19 protein-coding genes and 1 tRNA gene are annotated in these 19,741 nt (G+C 68.9%); 7 read left to right on the forward strand and 13 right to left on the reverse strand.

Translation table 11 applies throughout. The annotated features are described in order from the left end of the window. Positions 1–113 precede the first annotated feature (113 nt). On the forward strand, positions 114–2,234 hold the full coding sequence (locus AS181_RS08910; RefSeq protein WP_058251233.1) for a RecQ family ATP-dependent DNA helicase: 2,121 nt from the start codon (positions 114–116) through the stop codon (positions 2,232–2,234). Positions 2,235–2,325: 91 nt separating this feature from the next. On the opposite strand, the gene AS181_RS08915 is transcribed toward AS181_RS08910, so the two are convergent. After that, positions 2,326–2,751 carry an HIT family protein gene (locus AS181_RS08915; protein WP_004020640.1) on the reverse strand — a complete coding sequence of 142 codons (426 nt, stop codon included), beginning with the start codon at positions 2,749–2,751 and terminating at the stop codon, positions 2,326–2,328. A 98-nt stretch (positions 2,752–2,849) separates the two neighbouring features. Here AS181_RS08915 and AS181_RS08920 point away from each other — a divergent pair, with 98 nt between their 5' ends. After that, positions 2,850–3,947 (forward strand): DNA adenine methylase, encoded by a 1,098-nt coding sequence (locus AS181_RS08920; protein ID WP_435082472.1) that lies wholly within the window; start codon positions 2,850–2,852, stop codon positions 3,945–3,947. Positions 3,948–3,964: 17 nt separating this feature from the next. Continuing rightward, entirely contained in the window at positions 3,965–4,804 is an 840-nt protein-coding gene (locus AS181_RS08925; protein ID WP_058251235.1) for a hypothetical protein, read from the forward strand. On the opposite strand, the gene AS181_RS08930 is transcribed toward AS181_RS08925, so the two are convergent. From AS181_RS08930 to AS181_RS08945, 4 genes are all read right to left on the reverse strand, one after another. Further along, positions 4,801–6,195 (reverse strand): sensor histidine kinase, encoded by a 1,395-nt coding sequence (locus AS181_RS08930; protein ID WP_175404308.1) that lies wholly within the window; start codon positions 6,193–6,195, stop codon positions 4,801–4,803. The two genes, AS181_RS08925 and AS181_RS08930, sit on opposite strands and share 4 nt — an antisense overlap. A 61-nt stretch (positions 6,196–6,256) precedes the next feature. Further along, a complete protein-coding gene (locus AS181_RS08935) occupies positions 6,257–6,979 on the reverse strand; it encodes a response regulator transcription factor (RefSeq protein WP_058251237.1) in 723 nt (240 codons plus the stop codon). Between the two features lie 93 nt (positions 6,980–7,072). Beyond that, positions 7,073–7,759, reverse strand: coding sequence for a DUF899 domain-containing protein (locus AS181_RS08940; RefSeq protein ID WP_058251238.1), 687 nt, complete (start codon positions 7,757–7,759; stop codon positions 7,073–7,075). A 114-nt stretch (positions 7,760–7,873) separates the two neighbouring features. Continuing rightward, positions 7,874–8,083, reverse strand: coding sequence for a hypothetical protein (locus tag AS181_RS08945; protein ID WP_058251239.1), 210 nt, complete (start codon positions 8,081–8,083; stop codon positions 7,874–7,876). Positions 8,084–8,255: 172 nt separating this feature from the next. On the opposite strand from AS181_RS08945, the gene AS181_RS08950 reads away from it, so the two are divergent. After that, complete coding sequence (locus AS181_RS08950; RefSeq protein WP_058251240.1) at positions 8,256–8,495, forward strand: three-helix bundle dimerization domain-containing protein; 240 nt, start codon at positions 8,256–8,258, stop codon at positions 8,493–8,495. A gap of 28 nt (positions 8,496–8,523) precedes the next feature. Here AS181_RS08950 and AS181_RS08955 read toward each other — a convergent pair whose 3' ends face one another. Continuing rightward, the gene (locus tag AS181_RS08955; RefSeq protein ID WP_058251241.1) at positions 8,524–8,886 is read right to left on the reverse strand and encodes an Rv2640c family ArsR-like transcriptional regulator; all 363 of its coding nucleotides are present in this window, start codon (positions 8,884–8,886) and stop codon (positions 8,524–8,526) included. A gap of 101 nt (positions 8,887–8,987) precedes the next feature. Here AS181_RS08955 and AS181_RS08960 point away from each other — a divergent pair, with 101 nt between their 5' ends. After that, entirely contained in the window at positions 8,988–9,473 is a 486-nt protein-coding gene (locus AS181_RS08960; RefSeq protein WP_058251414.1) for an ArsI/CadI family heavy metal resistance metalloenzyme, read from the forward strand. A gap of 61 nt (positions 9,474–9,534) precedes the next feature. Here the strand turns inward: AS181_RS08960 and AS181_RS08965 are convergent, their stop codons facing one another. From AS181_RS08965 to AS181_RS08980, 4 genes are read right to left on the reverse strand one after another with little or no spacing between them, the layout of a single operon-like run. After that, positions 9,535–9,945, reverse strand: coding sequence for an arsenate-mycothiol transferase ArsC (locus AS181_RS08965; RefSeq protein WP_058251242.1), 411 nt, complete (start codon positions 9,943–9,945; stop codon positions 9,535–9,537). After that, a complete protein-coding gene (gene arsB, locus AS181_RS08970; RefSeq protein WP_058251243.1) occupies positions 9,938–11,026 on the reverse strand; it encodes an ACR3 family arsenite efflux transporter in 1,089 nt (362 codons plus the stop codon). The genes AS181_RS08965 and arsB overlap by 8 nt, the downstream gene beginning before the upstream one ends. Further along, positions 11,023–11,385, reverse strand: coding sequence for an ArsR/SmtB family transcription factor (locus tag AS181_RS08975; protein ID WP_058251244.1), 363 nt, complete (start codon positions 11,383–11,385; stop codon positions 11,023–11,025). Before AS181_RS08975 ends, arsB begins: the two co-directional genes overlap by 4 nt. 42 nt (positions 11,386–11,427) lie before the next feature. Next, the gene (locus tag AS181_RS08980) at positions 11,428–12,633 is read right to left on the reverse strand and encodes a winged helix DNA-binding domain-containing protein (protein ID WP_058251245.1); all 1,206 of its coding nucleotides are present in this window, start codon (positions 12,631–12,633) and stop codon (positions 11,428–11,430) included. A gap of 499 nt (positions 12,634–13,132) precedes the next feature. Between AS181_RS08980 and AS181_RS08985 the strand changes: the two genes are divergently transcribed. After that, entirely contained in the window at positions 13,133–16,906 is a 3,774-nt protein-coding gene (locus AS181_RS08985; RefSeq protein WP_058251246.1) for an nSTAND1 domain-containing NTPase, read from the forward strand. Between the two features lie 12 nt (positions 16,907–16,918). Here the strand turns inward: AS181_RS08985 and AS181_RS08990 are convergent, their stop codons facing one another. After that, positions 16,919–18,556, reverse strand: coding sequence for a carboxylesterase/lipase family protein (locus AS181_RS08990; protein WP_175404301.1), 1,638 nt, complete (start codon positions 18,554–18,556; stop codon positions 16,919–16,921). 72 nt (positions 18,557–18,628) lie between these two features. Between AS181_RS08990 and AS181_RS08995 the strand changes: the two genes are divergently transcribed. After that, positions 18,629–18,982, forward strand: coding sequence for a hypothetical protein (locus tag AS181_RS08995; protein WP_058251248.1), 354 nt, complete (start codon positions 18,629–18,631; stop codon positions 18,980–18,982). 72 nt (positions 18,983–19,054) lie between these two features. Here the strand turns inward: AS181_RS08995 and AS181_RS09000 are convergent. Together AS181_RS09000 and AS181_RS09005 are read right to left on the reverse strand one after the other, a co-directional pair. Then, positions 19,055–19,129 (reverse strand) — tRNA-Thr (locus AS181_RS09000). Positions 19,130–19,197: 68 nt separating this feature from the next. Continuing rightward, complete coding sequence (locus AS181_RS09005) at positions 19,198–19,584, reverse strand: RidA family protein (protein ID WP_058251249.1); 387 nt, start codon at positions 19,582–19,584, stop codon at positions 19,198–19,200. Between the last annotated feature and the right edge of the window lie 157 nt (positions 19,585–19,741).

A 19,741-nucleotide genomic window follows, 5' to 3' on the forward strand; every position in this document is an offset into this window, starting at 1 on the left:
CCTCTCGTCACTCTGCGCGCGAGCTGTCAGGTTCCTGTGAACGGATCCCCCGCGCGAACGGGGCGTGTGGACGGCGTCATCGGCGTGTCCGAGGGCGCATCTACATTGGGCACATGGCCGCAACCCTCACCCCGGATCAGCTGACCGCCGCCAATCGCGTGATCACCAGCCTGGCCGGTGAGGGCGCCGCCCTGCGCGACGACCAGCTCCGGGCCGTGACCGCGCTGGCCGGCCGACCCGCCGATCCCACCGAGCGCGGCGCACGGGTCCTCGTGGTCCAGGCGACGGGATGGGGCAAGTCGGCGGTCTACTGGTCGGCGACCGCGATCATCCGGGCGGGCGGCGGTGGGCCGACCCTCATCGTGTCGCCGCTGCTGTCCCTCATGCGTGACCAGGTCTCGGCCGCTGCCCGCGGCGGGTTGTCGGCGGCCACCCTCAACTCCTCCAACGTCGACGAGTGGTCGATGATCGAGGCACAGCTGCGCGCCGGTGATCTCGACGTCCTGCTCGTGTCGCCGGAGCGGCTCGCCAACCCGGGTTTCGGCCGCCGCGTCCTCGACGCCCTTGCCGGCAACCTGGGTCTGCTGGTCGTCGACGAGGCGCACGCGGTATCCGACTGGGGTCACGATTTCCGCCCGGACTACCGTCGCGTCGCCGACGTGCTGCGCACCGTCAACCCGACGACGCCGGTCCTGGCCACCACCGCGACCGCCAACGCGCGTGTCACCTCCGACGTCGCCGCTCAGCTCGACGCCGACACCGCCGGCGAGCCCACTCTCGTCCTGCGCGGACCGCTGGCCCGAAAGTCTCTGCACCTCAACGTTCTCGACGGACTCTCCCCGGTCCAGCGGTACGGCTGGGTGGCACAGTCGCTGCCCGCCCTCCCGGGATCGGGCATCGTGTACGTGCTGACCGTCGCCGACGCCGACCGGCTGGTCGAGGCCATCCGGGCGGTCCACGGCGACGCCCTCGCGGTCGCGGCCTACACCGGTCAGCTCGACGCCGACCGCCGCCACGAACTCGAAGACGCGTTGCTGCGCAACGAGGTCAAGGCGCTGGTCGCGACGTCGGCGCTCGGAATGGGTTACGACAAGCCCGATCTCGGGTTCGTGGTGCACGTCGGGTCACCGCCGTCGCCGGTCTCCTACTATCAGCAGGTCGGCCGTGCCGGCCGTGCCCTCGACGACGCCGTCGTCATGCTCCTGGCCTCGCAGACCGACCACCGGATCTGGGATCACTTCGCGACCGCGACGATCCCCGACCCGGATAAGATGCGGGACCTGCTCGCCGCCCTGGAGTCCGCCGACGAGCCGCAATCGGTCGTGCAACTCGAGGCCGCGACCCGATTCCGTCGCACGCGAATCGAACTGATGCTCAAGCAACTCGCGGTGGACGGCGTCACCGACCGGACCCCCGACGGGTGGGTGGCCACCGGCAAGCCCTGGACCTACGACGCCGAGCACTACGACGGCATCCTCGCCGTGCGCCGTCGGGAGGCCGACATCATGCGCGCCTACATCGCGGGCCGCACGTGCCTCATGCGGTTGCTGACCGAATCCCTCGACGACCCGCAGGCCGCGGACTGCGGACGCTGCTCGGTCTGCCGGGGCGCCCTCAGCGAAGGACTCCCCGATTCGGTCGACGCCGAGATCGTCCGCACCGTGACCTCGACGCTGCGTCGCAAGGCCCAGACCCTGGACCCCCGCAAGATGTGGCCGGGCGGCGAATTCGGGCGTCGCGGAAGAATTTCCGCCGATCTCCTGGCCGAGCCGGGTCGTGTCCTGGCCCATGCCGACGCCCCGGAGTGGGTCGAGGTGCTGGCCGCGGCCCGCAACGGCGACGAGCGCGCGCTCGCCGAGTTGGGCGACGCCGCGGTTGCGACGCTGGCCGCGTGGGTGCGCGACACCGGTATCCGGGCCGACGTCATCGTGTCGCTCCGTCTGACCGGCACCGTCCTGGCCGAGACCCTGGCCGACCACCTGCGGAAGGTCGGAAAACGCGAGGGCGACAGTTTTCCCGTGCGCATGGGCGATCCGCCCACCGACGCGACCGGCGCGGTCGAGGCCGCGTACTGGCGCGACCACCTCGGCGACCCGCCCGACGTCGCGGGCCGCGCCGTGCTGCTCGTGGTCGACGCCAACGGCTCGGGCTGGCCGATCACCCTGGCCGCCGCCGCCCTCCGCGAAGCCGGCGCCACCGCGGTGCTACCGCTGCTGATCCACCGGACGGTGTGAGCCCTACGCAAACCCACCCCTTTTCGGCATACCCAGCACCCTGACGAGGGGTGGGTTCGCCGAAAAGTGGTGGGTTTGCCGGACGGTCGGGTCAGTCGGCGACGTACTCGCCGTACCCGAGCGACCGGAGGCTGGCGCGGATCTTCTCGGCCGCGGCGTCGAGGTCCTCGGGGCGGGCGTTCTTGTTCGCGTTCGCGAGGTCGAAGGTCTGCATCGAGAGCGCCGGGAACACGTGGACGTGCACGTGCGGGACTTCGAGGCCGGCGATGAGCAGGCCCATCCGCGGCGCGTCGAAGGCGTCCTTCACCGCGCGACCCACGTTCTGCGCGACGGCACTGAGGTGCGCGAACGCGGCGGTGTCCATCTGCTCCCAGTGGTCGACCTCGGCGCGGGGAACCACCAGGACGTGACCGGGCGTGACCGGTTCGATCGTGAGGAACGCGACCGCCTCGCCGTCCTTCCAGACGAATCGACCCGGGAGATCGCCATTGATGATCATGCTGAAGACCGATGCCATGGGCCGAGTCTAGGTGTTGCGGGCGTCGCCACGGTGACGCCGCCGGCGACGGCGAGTGTTGTCCCGGGATGTCAGGGGTCCATGACATTCTTTTCGGTGTGAGTGGGCCAGAATCATCCCGGGCAGGACGCACGTCCCGAGCCGTCGTCGGATCCAGCGACATCCTGGCCCGCGCCCAACGGTTCCCCCGCCTCCGGTACATGGGCTCCAAATACCGGCTGCTGCCCCACCTCGAACGCACCTTCGCCGACATCGGCGGAACCACCGCGGTCGACGCCTTCTCCGGTTCCGGAGTCGTGTCCTATCTGCTGAAGGCGCAGGGCTTCGAGGTCGTCAGCAACGACTTCCTCAACTTCCCGCACATCATCACCCGCGCGTCGGTGGCCAATTCGAGTGTCCGGCTCGAGCCGGAACTGGTCGAAGCAATCTGCGGTCCGCCCGCCGACGATCGCGACTACATCTCGCGGACCTTCGACGGGCTGTACTTCACCACCGAGGACCGTGCGTTCCTCGACTCCGCGTGGTCGCACATCGACGCACTGCGCGGTTACCGACGCGATCTCGCGATCGCCGCCCTCGTCCTCTCGGCCGCCCGCAAACAGCCCCGTGGCGTATTCACCTTCACCGACTCGACGCGTTACGCCGACGGTCGTCGCGACCTGACGATGTCGCTGCGCGACCACTTCCGTCTGCGGGCAGCCGCGGATTACAACGCCACCGTGTTCAGCAACGGACGCAACAGCCGGAGCGTGCAGGGCGACATCTTCGACCTCGAATTACCCTGGGCAGCACCGGACCTCGTGTACCTCGATCCCCCGTATGCCCCGCCGACCGACGACAACGACTACATCAAGCGCTACCACTTCCTCGAAGGCCTGTCGGCCTACTGGCGCGGGATGAGCATCATGGAGAACACCAAGACCAAGAAGCTGCCGAAACGCTTCACGCCGTTCGCCTACAAGCGGACCATCGAGGACGCGCTGCTGCGTACCTTCGAGCATTTCGAGGACGCCGGCGCCATCGTGCTGTCGTACTCGTCGAATGCGTTGCCGGGCAAGGACCGAATCGTCGACCTGCTCGGGAAGGTCAAGCCGTCGGTGGAGGTCATCGCGATCGACCACAAGTACAGCTTCGGCACCCACGCGGCGGCGACCCGCCGCGACGTGAGCGAGTACCTGTTCATCGGCCGGGACTGAGTGGACGACTTTCCACGATGAGCACCGCGGGCGACTTCGACGACTATCTGCAATCGTTGGGACGGTTGACCTCTCACGTCGACCCCACCGCGTCGACGCCGGAGGCCGAGCGGATCACCCAGGCCACGGCGCGTCTCGGTGAACTGCTCGACACCGACATCGCGGGACTGGCGGCGTGGGTGCGTGACAACCCCACCGATGTCCCCGTACTGGGGCTCGCCGTCGGGCTGTCCCAGGAGAAGCTGAAGAACGCCCTACGCGACCGGTTCGACACCAGTGGGTGGCATGCATTGGCGCGCGCACAACCGGTCGAGCTGGTGACCTGGCTCGACACCGAATTCGACCTGGTCCGCATGTTGCGCACCCAGCTGTCCCGCACGTTCACCTTCGCCGACATTCTCGTGGCCCGCGCCGGCACCCGCGCCACCGCCACCCGCGCGGGCGCGTCGGGCCGGCGTGTCGAGGACGAGATCGAGGACATCGCCCGCGACATCGGCCTCGACTACGTCACCCGCTCGCGGTTCGCGGGACGCAACGGCCGGACCGCGCCCGCCGACCTCATCGTCGGCGACCCGGCGTCGGCCGACATCGTGGTCGCGGCCAAGGGCTTCGACTCGACGGGCTCCAAACTCACCGACGCGGTCCGTGAGATCGAGGAGATGGCCGAGGTGCGGCTGCCGACCCAGCTCGTCCTCGCGGTGATCGACGGGATCGGTTGGAAGTCACGGCAATCCGACCTACGCCGCATCCACCAGCTGTGGGCCAACCGGCAGATCGACGGGATGTACACGCTCGTCGGACTCGACCGGTTCCGCGACGACGTCACCGAATTCGCGAAGTTGCGCCGGTTGATCTAATCGGCCTCCGCGAGCGGTAGGCGCACCCAGAACGTCGCTCCCGCACCGGGGCTCGTGTCCACACCGACGCGGCCGCCGTGCGCGGCGACCAGTGCCGCGACGATCGAGAGGCCGAGGCCGCTACCGCCGCCGGAGCCGCGATGTCGGGACGAGTCCCCGCGGTAGAAGCGTTCGAAGACGCGCTCGGCGTCCTCGGGCGAGAGCCCCGGCCCGGTGTCGGCGACGGTCAGCACCGCCTCCCCGGGGCTCGCGGCGTCGTCGACGCTCACCCCGACCGTGATCGAGGCGTCCGCCGGGGTGTGGTTCACGGCGTTGCCGATGAGGTTGCGCAGCACCTGGACCAGGCGGGGCCCGTCGCCGAGCACGACCGGCGGCCGATCGCCCGGGACGACGTCGAGCCGGATCTCGCGCTCGGGGGCGGCGACACGGGCGCTCTGCACGGCATCGGCGGCCAGGCCGAGGAGGTCGACGGGTGCCGAGTCCAGCGGCCGCTGCGCGTCGAGTCGCGCGAGCATCAGCAGATCCTCCACCAGCAGGTTCATCCGGCCGGCCTCGTCGTCGATGCGCCGCATCGCGTCGGTCACGTCGGGGACGCCGCCCTGTGAATAGAGTTCGGCGAATCCCTTGATGGACGTGAGCGGGGTCCGTAGTTCGTGGCTGGCGTCGGCGACGAAACGGCGCATCCGCTCCTCGGAGGCGCGGGCCTGCTGTTCGGACGCGGCCGTCGAGGCGAACGCATGCTGGATCTGGCCGAGCATCCGGTTCAGCGAGTCCGACAGACTGCCGACCTCGGTGTTCGGCGGCGCCGGCGGCACCCGCCGCGTCAGATTGCCCTCCGCGATCTCGTGCGCGGTCTCCTCGACCCGGCGGAGCGGGCGCAGACTCGTGCGCACCAGGACGTAGCTCAGCACCCCGATGAGCAGGACGACCAGCGCGCCGATCGCGAGCTGCAGCCAGACCAGCCTGCTGACCGTGTCGTCGATGTCGGACATCGGGGTGGCCACGATGGATCTGCCGAAGCTGTTGCTGTGCTTGATGACCCGCCACTGCGGCCCGTCCCCGTCGACCGACGGGACGGTGACGGGTCCGGCGTTGTCACCGGTCAGTCCACTGAGGTCGGGTGCGTCGTCGAACTGGTTGTAGACGTTGTCGGCCGACATCCCGCCGGGCCCGTAGACGACGGACTCGACGTAGTAGGGCGACGGCGGCCGACGCGGCCCGGGTGGGCCGGGGCCGTCGCCGAGGAGACCACGGGGTTCGGCCCACGTGCGTACCGCGTTCTCCAGCCCCTCGTCGGCGCGGGAGATGAGGTCCTGCCGCATCGACGAGGTCACCGCGACACCGGAGGCGAGGAGTCCGACGGCGACGAGCAACACCGTCAGCGCCACCATCGAGATCCGCAGTGGGACACCGCGCTTCCGCGTGCCGCGGCCGGCACTCGTCACCGTCGCATCAGTCACGGGGCTCACGCATCACGTAGCCGACGCCGCGGAGGGTGTGGATGAGTCGCTTGTCCCCGGTGTCGAGCTTGCGCCGCAGGTACGACACATAGGATTCGACGACGTTCACCTCGCCGCCGAAGTCGTAGTTCCAGACGTGGTCGAGGATGCGCGGCTTCGACAACACCGTGCCCGCGTTGACCATGAAGTAGCGCAACAGCGTGAACTCCGTCGGCGAGAGGGCGACCAGTTCGCCCGCCTTGAACACCTCGTGGGTCTCGTCGTCGAGTTCGATGTCGGCGAAGGTGATCTTCGACGACGCGCGCTTCTGGTCGTCGAAACCGCTGCGGCGCAGCAACACCTGTAACCGGGCGACGACCTCTTCGAGACTGAAGGGTTTGGTGACGTAGTCGTCACCGCCGATGGTGAGGCCGTTGATCTTGTCCTCCACCGTGTCGCGCGCCGACAGGAACAGTGCCGGCGCCTCCACCCCGTCGGCACGCAGCCGGCGCAGCAGCCCGAACCCGTCCATTCCCGGCATCATCACGTCGAGGACGAGGACGTCGGGTTTGGCGATGCGGCATCGGTCGAGGGCCGCCGGACCGTCGGCGGCGGTCTCGACCTCGTAGCCCTGGAACTTCAGCGACACCGACAGCAATTGACGGATGTTCTCCTCGTCGTCGACCACGAGGACCTTCGCGCCGCGCGTGTTGTTCTGTTTCGCCGCTTCACTCACACGACCAGAGTCCCAGGCGGCCCTGGAACCTCACTGTAGGCACGCTGGGAGATTCCTGTGAACGCTGACCAGCGGATTCACCTCGACGTGAACTCAAGCGTCGGGATCACCATACGCCGCGGCCATCTCCTCCGAGCCACGCCACCGCGAATAGGTCGGACTCTGGGGCCATCCGTCTGGGGAGTCCTGCCACTCTTCCTGCCGCCCGTAGGGCAGCACATCGAGTAGTCCGAACGTGAAGCCCAGCTGTTCGGTGCCGCGTCCCGTCGAGTGCCACGTGCGATAGACGGTGTCGCCGTCCCGGAGGAACACATTCACGGCGAACCCCTCGCCCGGCGCGGCGTCGACGTCGGCGGAGAACGTCGTACCCGCCGACGAGTACCAGTCCATGCGATTGCCGACCCGCCGCTTGTACGCCAGCACCTCGTCGATCGGCCCGTGCGTGATGATGACGAACCGTGCGTCGTAGTCGGCGAGGTAGTCGAGTCGGCTGAACTGGGTGGTGAAACCGGTGCAGCCGGGACACTGGAACCGGGCGCCGTCGGTCCACATGTGGTTGTAGACGATCAGCTGTGAGCGTCCGTCGAAGATGTCGACCAGACGGATCGGCCCGGCGGGCCCAGTGAGGACGTAGTCGTCCATCTCGACCATCGGGAGTCGACGACGCTGCGCGGCGATGGCGTCGAGTTCGCGGGTCGCCGCCTTCTCGCGGCGCCGCAGGTCGGCCAGCGCCGCCGCCCAGGTGTCGCGGTCGGCGACGGGTGGGAATGCCGCGCTCATGACGATTCCTCTCGCATGACGGTGCCTTTCGCTCGGTGAATGTCGATGGTGAGTACAGTCCACCGGGTCAGACCCGGTCCGACCCTCGAATTCATCGAAACGCGGGGCGCGCGGTCAGGCGGAGAGTTCGTATCTGTCCTGGAGGCGTCGTACGTGCTCGCGGACTTCGTAGAGTTCCCGACGCGCCGTGCGGAGGGCCTTCTCGCCCCCGGTTCCGTTCTGCAGCCTGTCCACGAGGGAATCCGCGACACGTTCGAGCTCCTCCATCAGCACGCGTGCCTGCGCCTGTGCGACGGGATCGACGGGACGGCCGGAACGAACCATGGCTGACATCGTAGGTTCTCGGATCGTTCACCGCCGACCCTCCCCGTCTCGCCCTGCGGGCAGTCGACTCACTCCCCGATCGAGGTGGAGCGCCGATAGCGGCGAGATGAACGGTGCGTGAACCCATTCGTCAGGAGAGACCGCTTCGTCGTGTTCGAACTAAATTGTGTCCATGGATGCGAATGACGAACTTCGTCAGATCAGCGAAGTGCAGCACCGGCTGATCGGCCTCTACTCGCACCGGTCACCGGACGACGTCGCCGCGGCTGTGGAAAAGGCGTACAAGCACTTCGACGGGACCGAGGTCCGCGACTTCGTACCTCTCCTGGTGGAACGCCGCGCGAACAAGGCACTCGGCGGCACCGACGTGATGGCCGACCCCGCCGCCGTCCCGCCGCATGTCGGTGAGTGACCCCTGACCAGTCGTAGGGCCCCCGCGTTCAGCAGCAGCCGGCGGTCGCGCTGAGAACGTTGCGCACGGCCTCCAGCGATTCTGGCCGGGCACGGTAGTAGACGTTCATGCCGCGACGCTCGGGCGCCACCATGCCGGCCTTTCGCAGCTGCCCCAGGTGATGGCTCGTCGTGGCCTCGGCGAGTCCGACGGCCGTCGCCAGATCGCACGTGCAGATCCCGTCCTCCTTGTCGGCGAGGAGGATCGACACGAGCTTGATGCGCACCGGGTCGGCAAGTGCCTTGAGTCGCAACGCGATCTCGAGAGCGGCCTCGTCGTCCAGCGGCGCCGACGACACCGGCGGACAGCAGATGGGAGCGCTGATGTCGACCACCGGCAAGGTCTTGGGCATGAGCCGACCATACCTTCGTCATTGACATATGTCGAAAAGGTGACATCCTGCAAGAACCAATGTTTTCGACATATGTCTCACAGGTGAAGGTGGTTCCCCTCATGTCCCGCATGCAACTCGCACTCAATGTCGATGACCTCGATACCGCGATCGAGTTCTACTCCAAGCTGTTCGACACCCCGCCGGCCAAGCGAAAGCCCGGATACGCGAACTTCGCGATCGTCGAACCGCCGCTGAAACTGGTGCTCCTGGAGAACCCGGGCCGGGGCGGCACGATCAACCATCTCGGAGTGGAGGTCGAATCGAGCGAGACGGTGCATGCCGAGATCGCCCGACTGTCCGGCGAAGGCATGTTCACACAGCAGGAGATCAACTCCACCTGTTGTTTCGCAACGCAAGACAAGGTGTGGGTCACCGGTCCGAGCGACGAAAAGTGGGAGATCTACACCGTGCTCGCGGATTCCGACACCTTCGGAACCAGCCCGAAGCTGTTGGCCGAGAGCGGTGTCGACGAATCCACCGAGGGGTCGGTGTGCTGCGGCGGTAGCGCCACCGACCCCGCCGACGCTCGCACAGCCTGCTGCTGACCGAGCGTCGTCGTTCTTGTCGGTGGGTGGAACGCCACCGACCCACCACCGTTCTGAACGCTCACCCCTCCAAGCTGTCGGCGAGGTCGCGGATACGAGTTGTGATGTCGTCGCGGATCAACCGCATCCGTTCGAGGCCGTCGATGCCTCGATCGGAGGGTTCGTCGGTGTTCCACACCTCGACACGGACCCCGTCGGGCGGGGTGACCTCGGCAGTGCCGACGACCACGACCAGGTCCGCGGCTCGCATCATCTCGTCCGTGAGCTGTCGTGGCCGGTGTCCGCCGGCGTCGGCTCCGACCTCGGCGAGCACCTGCGCGGACAGTTCGTTGACCTGCCCACCGATCTTCGCACTGGTTCCGGCGGACGACGCCGCGATCCGGTCGGTGACCGTCACCGAGAGACGTTCGGCCATCACGGATTTGCCACGGTTGCTCACGCACACGAACAGCACATTGATGAGGTCAGACATGGCGCGCGGGCTCCCCGGTCGAGTCGGGTGTTGCAGAGAACCGTTTCCGCAACGCGAGGGACACGTACACGAGGGCGACGAGGACCGGCACTTCGATGAGCGGTCCGATGACCCCGGCCAGGGCCTGGCCGGAGGTCGCACCGTAGGTGGCGATCGCGACGGCGATGGCGAGCTCGAAGTTGTTGCCGGCGGCGGTGAACGCGAGCGTGGTGGTGCGCGCATACCTCAGACCCATCGCGGCGCCGAGCACGAACCCACCGCCCCACATCACCGCGAAGTAGATCAGCAGCGGCAGAGCGATACGCGCGACGTCCCAGGGCTGCGACATGATCTGCTCACCCTGCAACGCGAACAGGATGACGATGGTGAACAGCAACCCGTAGAGGGCCCATGGTCCGAGGCGCGGCAGGAACGCGGACTCGTACCACTCACGCCCCCTGGTCCGTTCACCGATCCGGCGGGTCAGGTACCCGGCGACCAGCGGGATGCCGAGGAAGATCAGGACCGACTTCGCGATCTGCCACGGCGAGGCGTCGATGGTCGTCTGTTCGAGGCCGAGCCAGCCAGGTAACACGGAAAGGTAGAACCAGCCCAGCACGGCGAACATGATCACCTGGAATACCGAGTTCAGCGCGACCAGGACGGCAGCGGCTTCGCGGTCACCGCACGCCAGGTCGTTCCATATGATGACCATCGCGATGCACCGCGCCAGCCCGACGATGATCAGTCCGGTCCGGTACTCCGGCAGGTCCGGGAGCAGGAGCCAGGCCAGCGCGAACATCAACGCCGGTCCGATGATCCAGTTCAATGCCAGTGACCCGAGCAGCAGGCGACGGTCGGCGGTGACCGAGTCGAGCCGGTCATAGCGCACCTTGGCCAGCACCGGATACATCATGATCAGCAACCCGAGTGCGATCGGCAACGAGATGCCGTCGAGTTCGACGGCCGCCAGCGCGTTGCCCACGCCGGGAACGATGCGACCCAGAAGCAGACCCACCACCATCGCGGCACCGATCCACACCGGCAGGAACCGGTCGAGCATCGACAGCCTGCCCGCGACGGCGGTTTCCGTGACGTTCATCGTCCGGCCTCACACGAACGTGCTTCCCCCAGGACCGTGGCGAGACAGCCGAGCATCCCCGACAATTCTTGTAGCGCACCAGTGTTCACGCGGTAGTACACCCAGGTCGCGCGTCGCTCGCTCGACACCAGACCGGCTTCGCGCAGCACTCTCAGATGGTGCGAGATCGTCGGCTGCGAGAGGTCGAACGGTCCGGAGATGTCGCACACGCACGCCTCACCTCCCGGATGCGCGGCGATCTCGGACAACAACCGCAACCGGACCGGGTCCGCGAGTGCCTTCAACGCCGGAGCGACGGTCTCCGCCTCGTGGGTCGTCATGCCGCGGGAGGCCGTCGCCAGCAGGTTCTGGTTCGACATTCATCAATATTGACAGATGTCGAACCAAGCGAAAGCATCGACCTACAACCCTCGCGCATACGGCGCGGTGTAGCCGGTCTTCAGCGGTTCGTCCCCCAGCCATGCCGCGAGCTCCTCGGCCCGGGCATCGAGAGCCCGACGCGCTTCGGAGGACAACGGTTCGAGCGGAACGACGTCGATCGTCGAGTCGGCGCGGCGATACCAGCCACCGACGATGCGACCATCCCACCAGGCCGTCTGGCCACCGTTGCCCGCGGAGTCGAAAACCTTCGGCGCGTGGCCGCCGAGATAGAAGCCGCGCTCCTTGTAGCCCATGGTGGTCGGGTCGAGTTCCGGAAGGAGCACGGCCTGCGGTTCGACCGGCTCGTCCCCCATGCCGTCGACCCCGGTGCCCTCGGGTAGATCGTCGGGCAGGACGTGGCCGACTCCGCCACCCTCCAGGTCGACCTGGACGGTCTCGAGTTCGGCGAGGGCGGCGCGGACCGCGGTCTTGGTCGACCCCAGCCACCACACCAGGTCCGTCTCGGTGCCGGGTCCGTAGGTCCGCAGCCAGCGTCCGATCAGCGCGCAGTGCCCGTCGTGGACGCTCATCGACGGCAGATCCTCGCCGAGCCAGAGCGGCATGGACGTCCACGCCGGCCGCGACAGATGCCAGCGCAGCCGGTTGGGTCCGCGGACGATCGCCCCCTCGGCGTCGAGCATGTTGAGCACGCGCGGCCCCATCGGGGCGCGGCCCGCCCACGTGGTGCCCGCGCCGTGACTGATGTAGCCGTCGAGCGCGGGCAGACGCTCGCGGAGTTCGGTGGAGGTCAGCGACTCGCCACCGGCGAGTTCGGCCAGGACCTCCCGCCGAGCGGTCTCGATCCAGCCCTCCGGGTCGTCGAAGTCGGGACTGCGCCGGAGGTCGCGCAACATGTTGGTACGTTCCGACGCCGAGATCCGCGGCCCGAGGGCTCCGACGGACTCGGCCAGGATGTCCCGCGGGAAGACGAACAACGTGCGACGCATCGCGAGGTGCTTGACGAGCGTCCGGTCGTCGTAGAGGGCGGCGTCGACCGACTCGCGCGCGAGCTCCGGATCGACCCGGGCCCATGCGGCGAGGTGGACGCTCGACGGTGTGGTCGCGTGCAGACCGACCATCGTGGCAGCGGCTTCTACGGAGTCGGCGGCTCGAGACGAGACATCGAGGTGTTGCCGGCGCATGAGGCGAGTGCGGCGTTGCGAGTCGGAGATCAACAGGCGGCTCATCGCACGGGCACCCGGGGTGGTCGCATGGACAGATCGTAGTGATCGACGCCGACAGCCCGGGTGACCCGGCAGGCGAGGAGGGGACGCGGGTGCCGGAGACCGCCGACCCCCGTCGACCCGGTGTCCGGCACCCGCGCGGTCGTGTGGGCCGAACGACACACAGCCCCCGACGGGCAGTGTTTCGCGACACTTTCGGTGTGTCCTTCGACCGACGCAACCTGTGCGCTTCCCGACCCCCGTCGAGTTGCGCCCCACCAGCAGACCCCACGAACGCGACCCACTCCACCCCCGTTCCGGAAACCGGTACATAAGCGCAGATCAAGCCGCTAACGGACTATCCGGACCGGACAGAACCGGTTCCGGATCCGCACGCCACGTCCGGTGATCCGCGGTCCGCGGTGTGGCCGTCACCACATCGGATCGCCGATGGTGGCGCGGTGGGTTCGGCTATCGCATGATGGTGCGGTCGATCTGTCGGGGCGAGCACAAGGACAGCTGAGTGGATTTCGGTCAGGCACTCACGCGTTTGTTCGTGCAAGCCGGTCGGCCCACGCTGCGCGCCGCGGCGACACGGGCCCGGGTCTCGGCGCAGCGGATCAGTGACTGGCGCAACGGCCGTCATCTCCCCCGCGACTTCGCGACCGTCGAACCGCTGCTCGTCTGGCTGACCGCACGCGCCGTCGCCGCCGGGGCCGACGACGTCCTGACCATCCCGCAGTGGCGGGAGATGTGGGACCGCCGGACGCCCGACGAGACCCCCACCGCCGAGCCGCCCGCACCGCAGCATGCCCGGCCGTTCCCCGGCCTCGCCACCCTGACCGCGGCCGACAGTCAGATGTACTTCGGCCGGGACGACGTCGTCAGCACCCTCGTCGATGCGATCCTGTCGGCCCGCTCCGGACCGCCACCGCTGTCCCCCGCGTCGCGACTGGTGGTGGTCACCGGGGTCTCGGGATCGGGCAAGTCATCGCTGCTCCGTGCCGGCCTCGCCCGGGACAGGCGATTGTCGTCGCCCCGACTCGGCGAGATCACCCCGAGTGGGCTCGTCATCGCCGACCCGGACGTGCCGGGCGACACCGATGCGCCGGCCTCGACGACCGGGGACGCGGTCATCGTCATCGACCAGTTCGAGAACGTCTTCTCGCTCGAGGACCCGCTGCGGACCGAGACGCTGCGCGAGGTCCAAGAGCTGGCGTCCGACGTCGTGGTCGTGGTCGGCGTGCGAGCCGACTTCTTCAGTCAGTGCGTCGAGCATCCGTTCCTCGCCGATGCGTGGCAGCACCGCTGCGTGATCGTCTCGGAGATGACCCGCACGCAGTTGCGCGAGGTGATCACCGCGCCCGTCCGACTCGCCGGCGGCCGCATCGAGACCGGACTCGCCGACGTGATGATCACCGAGCTGTACGAGGCGTCGACCGGCGGTGACCGCGCCGGCCGCCTGCCGTTGCTGGCGCACGTTCTCCAGGCGACCTGGGCACGCCGGACCGGTAACCGCATGACCCTGTCCGGGTACCGGGCCACCGGCGGTATCGCCCGCGCGGTCGCCGACACCGCCGAGACGGCCTGGGCGGCGATCGATCCGCGTCATCGGGATCTCGCGCGCGCGGTCCTCCTCGCCCTGGTGCACGTCGGGCCGGCCGGCATCGCGCTGCGCGTGCCGCTCTCCACGGCGACCATCGCGAACCGGTTCCCGCCCGAGGTCGCGACCGTCATCGACGAATTCGCCCAGGCCAGGTTGCTCACGGTGTCCACCGACTCGGTGATGCTCGTGCACGACGTGGTGCTCACCGCCTGGCCACGTCTGGCCGAGTGGATCGCCGACGACACCGACAACCACCTCTGGCGCCAGCAGGTCGACGCCGACACCGCGGCGTGGCTGGCCAACGGGCGCGGCCGGTCGTTCCTCTACACCGGGTCGCGCCTCGAGGACGCCAAGCGCCGGCGACGAACCCTGCGCAGCGATTACCTGCATCTGCTGAGCAGCGAGAACGACGCCTTCCTCGACGCGGCGGTCGCCATGCAGCAGCGGCGCCGCATCACGCGCGTCGGCGCGGTGTCGGTGATCGTCGTGCTGGCCATCGCGGCGTCCATCACCGCCGCCATCGGCTTCCGACAGGCCCACGACCTGCGCGAACAGCGCAACGCCGCCGAACGCTCGGCGCTGTTGTCGCACATCGACAGCATCCAGTACTCCAACCCGTCGCTGGCCGCGCGACTGTTGCTCGTCGCCCACGAGGTCTATCCCGACGACCCGACCGTCCAGAGCCGTCTGCGCGGCGCCGCGACGACGCCCCTGGTGGCCCCGCTGACCGGCCACACCGGCCCGGTCTACGACCTGTCGTTCAACCGGACGGGCACGCAGCTCGCGTCGGCGAGCGGCGACCGGACCGTGCGCGTCTGGGCCCGGTCCGGCTCGTCGGACTATCGGGAGGTCGCGGTCCTGCGCGGCTTCGGCAACTACGTCACCAGCACCGACTTCCACCCGACACGGCAACTGCTGGCGAGCAGCAGCGGGGACGGTTCCGTCCGGATGTGGGACCTGACCGACGCACTGAACCCGCGGCTGGCGACGACGGTGTCCCCGGGCCACGGCACCGTCTACATGGTGCGGTTCGCCGCCGACGGGCGGACCCTGGCCGCATCGTCCGACGACGGCACGATCACGATGTACGCCGTCTCACCGACCGGAGCGATCCGGGAGACGGCCGTCCTGCGCGGCCACACCGCCGCGGCGCGCACCCTCTCCTTCAGCCCCGACGGACGCGTCCTGGCCAGCGGCGGCGACGACCGGACCGTCCGGCTGTGGACGACCGGCGAATCGCCGCAGCCGCTGGGCGGGCCGCTGACCGGCTTCCCCAGCATCACCCATGCCGTCGCGTTCAGCCCGGACAGCCGCTCGCTGGCGATCACCGGCGACAGTCCGAACACCCAACTCTGGGACGTGGCCGACCCGCTCGCACCCCGCCCGCTGAGCACGTCGCTGCCCAACAGCACGGCCGGGTCGTGGTCGATCGCCTTCGACGGTTCGGGTGCGCAGGTGGCCTCCGCCCGGGCCGACGGCCTGGTCCGGGTGTGGAACACCGCGAACCCGGCCTCGCCGATCCTGCAGTGGGCGCTGCAGACGACCTCCGAACAGGGCTCGGTGCGGACCTTCGCGGCCCGGTTCGACCCCAGCGGCCGCCAACTCGTCTCCGGCCGCTCCGACGGGACGATAGACGTCTGGAGCCTGCCCGGCCGAACCGAACCCGACCGCGGCGGGACCATCACCGGCGTGGACACCGACGACGCCCAACGAGTCCTGGCGACGGTCGGCGCCGACACCACCCTGAACCTGTGGACGATGTCCGACGGCCTCACCCTGCGATCGCGCACGCCCATCCAGCGTCGGGTCAACGACCATCCGCGGGTCAGCCTCAACGGCCCCGGCACCCTCGCCGCGACCGCCAACAACAACGGCGGGCTCGTCGAGTTGTGGGACATCACCGACACCGCGGCCCCGCGACGCGCCGCGGCCCTCGACGTCGCCACCCGCTATTCGTTCCCGGTCGCCTTCGCGCCGTCGGGCCATCTGCTCGCGACCGGAGACACCGACACCACCGTGGCCCTGTGGGACACCTCGGTGCCCGGCTCCCCGCGACGCGTGGGCGCACCGCTGCGCGGACCCACCGACCTCATCCGCAACGTCGCCTTCAGCTCCGACGGCTTGCGGGTCGCGGTCACCTCCGACGACAAACGCGTCTACCTGTACGACCTGACGTCGCCGGGCGCGGACCCGGTCGACGTCATCACCGCCGAGGCGCCGGCCGCCCAGGCCGTATTCGACGGCGATGTGCTGGTGGTCGCCTCCCGCGACCTCTCCACGTGGCGGCTCCCGCCGGCCGGCACGGACGCCGAACCCGAACTGATCGACCGGGAGGAGGACATGTTCGCCTCGACGGTGTCCGTCGCGCCGAACCGCCTCACGGTGGGTACAGCGACGCACGAGCTGATCAGCTTCGCCCTCGACGACGACGGCCGGGTCACCGACCCGCAACCGGTCGGGACGCTGCTCGCGACCACCGACACGACCACCACCTGGCAGCTGCCCGCCCGACTCCCCACCGACGAGGACATCATCTCCGGCGGTGACACCACCGGGAACGTCTACCTGCACACGCTCGATCTCGACGAGGCCCGCGACTGGATCTGCGCCAGCACCGCTCCCGTCACCGACGCCCAGCGCGACGCCTATCTCCCGCACATCGACGCTCGCGCGGATTGCCGCCGGGACTGAAGCAGTTGCGGCTCAGCGGAAGCCGAGCACCTCGTCGCCCCACGCCTCCCAGATGTCGCCGTCGAGGTTCTGCACGACCCGGTCCTCGGCGTCGATGCGCAACACCGGGCGATGGCCGGTGTCGTAGGTCGGCCAGGGATCCCCGAGCGCCCCGGCGTCCGGCTCCTGACCGTGTGCGAATGCGGTCCACCGTCGGATCATCCTCTCCGACACCGCTTCTCCCTGCTTACGCCCGCCGAGCAGGAACGTGATGTCCTTCGGCCCGTTGCCCAGATTCCCCCACACGTACGGGACCTCGGTCGCATGGGCGGCCCCCAGACCGAGCAGCCGGAACATTCGCGTCGTCCAGTCGTAGCGGTAGACATAGACCGGCGCCGAACGCGCATGCGCCTCTGCGAGCCACAGCGTGGGCATGCGGAACGCCACGTCACGGGCCACGCCGAGTCCGGTGACCTTCGGGCGCAGACCGGAATACGCGGAGAGCACCTGCGCACGTTCGGGCAGGACGACGTCCGGATACTCCTTCGCCATCCCGGCGAACATGCGCTCGATGTCGGCGGTGGTGATCGGCATCAGCGGCGACTTCATGTACTTGAAGAGATTCGCCTCGTCGCGGTTGGTCCCGATGATCAGCGGCACCGGATGCGCCCGACCCGCGCGATAGACGTCGAGGGGATGTTCGGGCAGCAGATCGCCGTCGATGACCGGTGCGAACGCGATGGTCCCCGGCACCTCGGTGGGGACCTTCTCGAACAGGGTGGTGGTGATCGCCGAACAGGTCATGCCGTCGAGTTGTTCGAGACGCCCGACAATCTCGCCGGTGTCGAGTCCACCGGCGTCGATGCCGGCGGCCTCGAGCAGTTGGTCGGCGACCCGCGCGGCCCGGTCGGCACCGTACATCGACGTCACGGGCGAACTCTGCGCGATCGCCCGGCCGAAGAGCCCGGCCGCGGCCGGCATGGTGAGCAGCGCGGTGACCAGTCCCGCGCCCGCCGACTCGCCGAACACCGTCACCTTGTCGGGATCACCGCCGAAGGCGGCGATGTGGTCGCGGACCCAGCCCAACGCGGTGAGCACGTCACTGAGGCCGGCATTCGACTCGAACCGCGGGTCGATCGACGACAGGTCGGCGAACCCGAGCACACCGAGCCGATAGTTCAGCGTCACGACAACCACGTCGCCGGTGGCGGCGAGGTTCGAGCCCTCGTAGAACGGCTGGGCCCCCGACCCCAGCACGTAGGCGCCGCCGTGCAGCCACACCATGACCGGGAGTCCGATGGCGTCGTCGGCGTGCTCCGCGGCCCCCGGCGGGGTCCAGACGTTGAGGAACAGGCAGTCCTCGTCCATGACCACATCGGGACCGAGACGTACGGCGGGGTTGAGTTGTTGCGGGCAGACCGCGCCGAAGGTCGAGGCATCCACCACGTCCTCGGGCGCATCGGCCTCCTCGAGGGGAATCGCACGGCGCCAGCGCAACTCCCCCACGGGCGGGCGGGCGTACCGGATGCCCCGCCACACGTCGGCCCGTTCCCCGGCGACCCCGGGGAAGGTGCCGACCCGGGTCTGGGCCGTTGGGCGGGTCCCGTCCGGAGCCACGCCGTCGGTCGGGGACGTCGAGTTGGCGGAGGTGCCCGGTTCGTCGTGCTTCATCCGTCCATCGTGCACCGTGAACCCGTTCTCGTAATCCAGAACTCGGCCGTGTCTGCTGGGTATGGTGACCGCATGGAGCTACTACGCAACGTCGTAATCTTCCTGCACATCATCGGCTTCGCCGTGACCTTCGGCGGCTGGGTCACCCAACTCGTGGCTCGCGAGTTCCGGTTCACCCGCGTGATGGACTACGGACTGCTGCTGTCCCTGCTGACCGGGCTCGCGCTCGCGGCGCCGTGGCCGGCCGGTATCGAGCTGAACTACCCGAAGATCGGCATCAAGCTGGTGATCCTGCTCGTCCTCGGCGGAATCCTCGGCATGGGCAGCGCTCGGCAGAAGCGCACCGGCGAACCCGTACCGCGCGCCCTCTTCTGGTCCGCCGGCGCCCTGTCCCTGCTCGCCGCGGGCCTCGCCGTCATCTGGTAGCCCCGGCCGGCGAGCCGAAACCCACGAAATGTCAGACGCCGCGCACCGGAAGAGGTGCGCGGCGTTCGTGCGTGGAGCCCCCTGTCGGGATTGAACCGACGACCGCTCGCTTACAAGGCGAGTGCTCTACCACTGAGCTAAGGAGGCGCGCGAGCGAGTATATCCGCCGGACCTCTTCCGCTTCATCCGCACCCGGCGGACCGGCCGGGCCGCGATCAGCCCCGGATGGCCGCGACCGCTTCGATCTCCACCAGCTGATCGTCGTAGGCGAGGACCGAGACGCCCAGCAGGCTGCCGGCCGGCTTGTGATCGCCGAAGGCCTCGGTCACCGCGTCCCACGCGACCACCAGATCGGCCTGCAGGTGTTCGGCGACGAAGACGGTGACCTTCGCGACGTCGCGCAGCGTCGCGCCGGACTCGATCAGCGCGGCCTCGAGGTTTCTCATGCACTGCACGGCCTGTTCGCGAACGTTCCCGGGTGCGACGGTGGCGCCGTCGTCGTCGATGGGGGCCGCACCGGCGGTGAAGACGAGACTCCCGGGACTCACCGTGGCACTGCGGGTGTGGCCGTCTCGCGGACCGTTGATCTGCACCGAGGACATGCCGCGATCGTAGACGAGTGGTCGCCGTCGTCACCCCGGTCACCGGCGCTCACCGCCGCTCCCGGCTCCTCCGCCGACCCTGCCGGAGTCGTCCGGACGGACGAGGTGTATCCAGTCTCCTGTCAGGGTTGCACCGGCCGGGTGTCGGTTACCCCGC

It is taken from the genome of Gordonia sp. SGD-V-85, from assembly GCF_001456905.1.
GTDB lineage: Bacteria > Actinomycetota > Actinomycetes > Mycobacteriales > Mycobacteriaceae > Gordonia > Gordonia hongkongensis.